Source organism: Streptomyces sp. NPDC003393 (genome assembly GCF_053589015.1).
Map to the genome: position 1 here is coordinate 1 of NZ_JBSFRB010000092.1, position 5,065 is coordinate 5,065.

General features: G+C 66.3%; 3 protein-coding genes and 2 pseudogenes. 4 read left to right on the plus strand and 1 reads right to left on the minus strand.

What is annotated here, in order from left to right; all coding sequences use genetic code 11:
- Positions 1–182: 182 nt before the first annotated feature.
- Positions 183–407, plus strand: a complete 225-nt coding sequence (locus tag ACWDUZ_RS38400) for a hypothetical protein (RefSeq protein WP_451636462.1) — start codon at positions 183–185, stop codon at positions 405–407.
- 142 nt (positions 408–549) lie between these two features.
- On the opposite strand, the gene ACWDUZ_RS38405 is transcribed toward ACWDUZ_RS38400, so the two are convergent.
- Positions 550–1,137: an FG-GAP repeat domain-containing protein gene (locus ACWDUZ_RS38405; protein WP_451636463.1), complete on the minus strand. Its 588-nt coding sequence runs from the start codon at positions 1,135–1,137 to the stop codon at positions 550–552.
- A 406-nt stretch (positions 1,138–1,543) separates the two neighbouring features.
- On the opposite strand from ACWDUZ_RS38405, the pseudogene ACWDUZ_RS38410 reads away from it, so the two are divergent.
- The 3 genes and pseudogenes from ACWDUZ_RS38410 to ACWDUZ_RS38420 all read left to right on the plus strand — a co-directional run.
- A pseudogene (locus tag ACWDUZ_RS38410) lies at positions 1,544–2,386 on the plus strand (IS3 family transposase); the annotation flags it as partial.
- A 44-nt stretch (positions 2,387–2,430) separates the two neighbouring features.
- Positions 2,431–3,555: pseudogene (locus ACWDUZ_RS38415) on the plus strand (IS110 family transposase); the annotation flags it as partial.
- 528 nt (positions 3,556–4,083) lie between these two features.
- Positions 4,084–4,560, plus strand: a complete 477-nt coding sequence (locus ACWDUZ_RS38420) for a hypothetical protein (protein WP_451636464.1) — start codon at positions 4,084–4,086, stop codon at positions 4,558–4,560.
- Positions 4,561–5,065 lie beyond the last annotated feature (505 nt).

Sequence of the window (5,065 nt, forward strand, 5' to 3'; positions counted from 1 at the left end):
ACAGGATCAGACGAAGGCCGCCCCCACGTCCGGCGAATCCCCAGGTGAGCGACCCAGTTCGAGGCGTCGTTCGAGGCCGGAAGAAAAAGAACAAGTAAGTAGGTGTTTCTGAACTTCTGCCGGTCAGTCCGTCCAGCCTGGCCCGGGAGCTTGCTGTCAGTGCGACCGTCTATGTTCAGCGGATGACACAGATAGATCTTCCTGCGTTCGAGCGTGAGTGGATTCGGTTTGAGTCGTGGCTCTGTTCGAACTCGCCCGCCGATCACGCCATGCTGCGAAGGCCGGCAGAGCGCGATCGGCTCATCGCGCTGGAGTCACGGCTCGGCTTCGACCTGCACCCGGAGCTCAAGGACGAATCCTTGCGGGATCCGGTGTCAGCGTCTTTGCCTGGCCGTCACACCACTTGATGCCAGCAGACGGAGGAGTGGGGCCGGATCGAACTCCTAAAGCGGACGTCGCAGGTTCGAATGCTGCCGGGGCACAGACGGAGGGCCGATTCACGAGGGTGTTTCTCTCAGGTCGACCCTTCGCCGTTTCAGGCGCCGCTTGTCACCCGGTGCCCTCGTCGCCGTCGCAGGCCGGGTAGAACGCCGTCAAGTCGGCCTCGGGCATGGAGTCGGGGGTCTGCTGGTCGGTCTGATCGGCTTTTTGCGCGTACCCCCTGTTTTCCTCGTCGGATTCCCGGTCGAGGCCCTTCTCGCCGCCGAGACGGGCCGTCGTCGAGTAGACGCCGTCGCCCTCGTGGCCGTAGGACGCGAGGTCCGGGTAATGGTCTTGGTTGTAGTCGGCGACGGCGACAGCGCGCGGCTCGGTCAGGTCGACGTGGTGATCGCTCTGTCCGCGCCCGCGCGCCGAGAAAGGGCCGAGCCGCAGCTCGGAGACGTCCGGCTCCAGCGGGTCGTCGCCGCTGAACGTGTCGGTTGCGGTGACGAAGAGGTCGTTCCAGCCGTCCTGGTCGAAGTCGGCCACGACGGCCAGCACGTCCTTCGCGTCCTCGCCGCGATCCCCTACGAGGCCCCGGGGCCCGGTCTTCGTGTCCGGCCCGTCCTTGGCTCCGAAGGTAATGATCAGGTCGGCGCCGGTGAGGGAGGGAGGAGAGACATGGTCGGCCGTGCCGTCGCCGTTCAGGTCGGCCACGAGGCCTCCGGAGGATGTCACGCAACTTCTGATCGCGGGCCCGGCAGCCGGACGCGAGGGCGGATCGCCTCGGCCGTCGCCGCAACCGGCCACCAGGGTGGTCGACGCCGCGAGCGCCAGTACCCAGCACGCCCGCCGAGCTATTCGTCCCCTACCGCACACCACGTGGCCGCCTTCCCGGACATGATCGGAAACAAGGAAGATCCTAGGGGGGTGGCCGGTGACCGTCAGGCTGCTCGGCCGAGTCCGGGGTCACGCGGCACAGCTCTGCCGGACACAAGGGCAGTCCCAGGCAAGGAATTGACGGAGTGAGTACTCACTCCGTACGGTGAACCCACGCTGGAGACCTCTTCAGCTCCTTCCCGGCGCCGTGCTGCGCCCATGAACCCCCGGCGGCTGGCCGGTCGCGTTCTTGTGCCGGGTGCTGAAGGTCACACGCTCGGCGTACTACGCCTGTCTCGCAGCGAAGCCCGCTGCTGAGGCGAGGCAGGCGGAGGAGGACGAGCTGGCCGATGAGATCCGGAAGATCCACACCCGTTCCCCGCGCGCCTACGGCGCCCCGCGCGTGACGGCCGCACTGCGGCGCGACGGACGGTGGATCAACCGGAAGAAGGTCGAGCGGATCATGCGGGAGCGCGACATCCGCGGTGTCACCCGCCGCAAGCGCCGCAGCCTTACGAAGGCAAACACCAAGGCTGCACCGTCACCGGACCTCATCGGGCGGGACTTCACCGCCGCCGAGGCCGGCACGAAGCCGGTCTCCGACATCAGCTACCTGCCCACGCTCGCCGGCTGGTGGTACCTGGCCACGGTCATCGACCTGGCCACGCGCGAGGTGGTCGGGTATGCGATGGCCGACCATCACCGGGCCGAACTCGTGGTCGACGCGCTGAAGACGGCTGTCGGCCGTGGCGCGCTGAAAGAGGGCTGCATCGCGCACTCCGATCGCGGCAGTGAATACACGTCCGGTGAATACGGCAAGCGCATACGGGAGTTGAAGCTGAGGCAGAGCATGGGAAGAACGGGGTCGTGTTACGATAACGCGGCAGCCGAAAGCTTTTTCGGCCTGCTGAAAGCAGAGATCGGGACCACCGTCTGGGAGTCCCACGAGGCCGCCCGCGCCGACATCTTCCGCTTCATCGAGGTCGAGTACAACCGCACCCGACTGCGCAAGCACCCCGAGTACGGCTACGTCACCCCACTCGAAACCAGAGCTCTGGTGACCCAAGACCTCACCCCCGCAGCGTAAAAATCCGCCGTCCATGATCAGGGGGGAACTTCAAGGGTGTCGAGCGGGTAGTGATGGAAGCGACGGGCTCGTACTGGCGTCCGTTCTTCTACCTGTTGGAGGCCCGCTGCCTGGACTGCTGGCTGGTCAATGCGCGGGACGTGAAGAACGTCCTCGGCCGTCCGAAGACAGACAAGCTGGATGCGGTCTGGCTGGCCAAGCTCGCCGAACGCGGCATGGTCCGCGCTTCGTTCGTCCTGCCCAAGCCGGTGCGGCAGCTACGGGACTTCACCCGAACCCGCACCGTGTTCGTCCAGGAACGCACCCGGCACAAGCACCGTGTCGACAAGGCTCTGCAAGACGCTCAGATCAAACTGTCCGACGTCGTCTTGGACCTGTTCGGCATGTCCGGGCGGGCCATGCTCGACGCCATGGTCGCCGGAGAACGCAACCCGCGTGCTCTGACCGAGCTGGCCAGGGGCAACCTGGTCAAGAAGAAGCCGGCCCTCATCGAGGCCCTGACCGGGCAGTTCGAGGATCATCACGCCCGGCTGCTGAAGATGCTTCTGGGCACTGTCGACCACCTCACCGCACAGATCGGCGAACTCGACCGGCTGATCGCCCGGACCCTGGAGGAGATCACCACCCCTCCAGACCGCTCGGTCACCGGCAGGGAGCCCGTCGCGACGGTCAGTGCACGGGTTCTGGCTGAGAAGCTGGACGCCGTTCCCGGGATCGGACCGGCTACCGCACAGATCATCCTCGCCGAGATCGGCGCGGACATGAGCCGCTTCTCCACCCCCGAACATCTGGTCTCGTGGGTGAAGTTGTGTCCACGCACCATCCAGTCCGGCGCGAAGCACACAGCGGGCCCAGCCGGGCAGGGCAACCCTTGGCTCAAGGGCGCCCTCGGCGAGGCCGCCAACGCCGCCGCCCGCACGGACACCTTCCTTGGCGCCCGCTACCGGCGCATCGTCAAACGCCGCGGCCACGCCAAAGCCCTGGTCGCCGTCGCCCGCTCGATACTCGTCATCGCCTGGCACCTGATCAACGAACCGGACGCCTTCTACCAGGAACTCGGTGCTGACTGGCATCGCCGCTACCTCGACCCCGCCCGCAAGACCCGTGACCTCGTCCGCCAGCTCCAGGCCCTCGGCCACCAGGTCGCCCTTACCCCGACATCAGCCTGATCGGCCCGTCCCCTTCATCCGAGCCGCAAGCGGCCCGGATGCTGCCGCCTGCCCTCCCGGACTTGGACTTTCCGATCAGCCGCTCAAGGACTGGGCCGACCTCTTCCCGCTCGGCCCACGCCGCAAGCTGTCGGCCGGCCGCGGCTCTTCGAAACCACGATTCCGATTCCGAGTCACGAAGCGCTGTCGTCAATCGGTTCGCCTCCTGGTCCTGGCTCACATGGCCATACTGCCTGTAGCGAGATCGTGCAGGAAGAGACCAAAGCACAGCTCAAGCGCCGGGAGAAGGCTTGAAAACCGTCGTGGCAGCGATGTCACCGTGGGTTCAAATCCCACCGCCTCCGCTCTGCGAGCAGTGAGAACGGCCCCTGACCTGCGTGTTTGGTCGGGGGCCGTCGGCATGTCCACGTACCGCGATTGCCCGGTGTTCCCCGTGGCTTCCCGCTCGACCGGGCACGGGGGGCACGCTTCTCACCACCCCGCCGGTAAGCTCTCGGCGCTGCTCAGAGGCAGCGGCAAGATGGCCGCATGGTCGACGATGAGAAGACGGGCTTCAGCCTGCCGCGGGGCGCGACAGGCTTTTACCGGCCGAAGGACGGTCCACTCCCCGAAACCGACCTACGGGCTTTCCGAAGCGCTCTGTACGCAGCCGCCCGCACTGCCAGAGGCAGGGTCGGCCAGGTCGAGCCGCAGGCATACCCTCGCACGTTCCACACCGCGTCGGTCGTCGATGGCACGGGCGAGTGCATCATTCTCTGTCACGCGTATCACCCCTGGATCGCGTTCGCTCAGGAACGAGGGGACCGGTACAGCCAGGGCTTCGTCGCACCGCCGCACTGGGCCGGCACCTTCGCGCACGCCGGATTCGTGGTGCTTGATCGCGAACAGCTCACCACACCTCTTTCCGACGTGGACACCTCGGGGCTTACACAGGGCGAATGGCGTGAAATTCGCTTCTACGGCATCACCACGCTGGGCGGGGTGCTCTTCAATGCATGGGACTGATGAGCGCGAGGTTAGCCATCTGGTCGGCGGGGTCGTCATGGCCGAAGCAGAGACAGGGTGACGTCCATCGGGTCGGACCGGCATCCGCGGTGGGTACGGGCTTTGAGGTCCGGCCTCGTCCTTATCAGGTCGATCACGGGGGGCCGTCGACGTCGACCAACCGGGCCTGAGCCTCGGCCGATCGTCCACTGTGGTCCGGCGTCGACCGCTGCTGTTCGCGCTTGTTGGTGTCAGCCACTGGTGTCAGCCGCTCCACGCGGTCTTGACAAGGGCTGAGGTGACACGTTCAGCCTTCTTCCGCTCCTGGGCATCCTTCTTCCTCCGGCGCTGCCATGACGAGACCGGAGCTCACGGCATGCTCGTCGTCGATACCCAGCCGCTGGAGGTAGGCCCAGCGGTCGAGCTGAGTGTGAGGTTCCCCCGCTGCGCGGGAGTGGCTGACTAGCAGGTCAGGATGGATTGACGTGGTTTCAGGTTCACTTGTTCGGCCGCTGCCCGGCTGGCG

What these genes read in the sequence shown, in the direction of transcription:
- ACWDUZ_RS38400 (WP_451636462.1), top strand. Translation starts at nt 183, where the DNA reads ATGACACAGATAGATCTTCCTGCGTTCGAGCGTGAGTGGATTCGGTTT.
- ACWDUZ_RS38420 (WP_451636464.1), top strand. Translation starts at nt 4,084, where the DNA reads ATGGTCGACGATGAGAAGACGGGCTTCAGCCTGCCGCGGGGCGCGACA.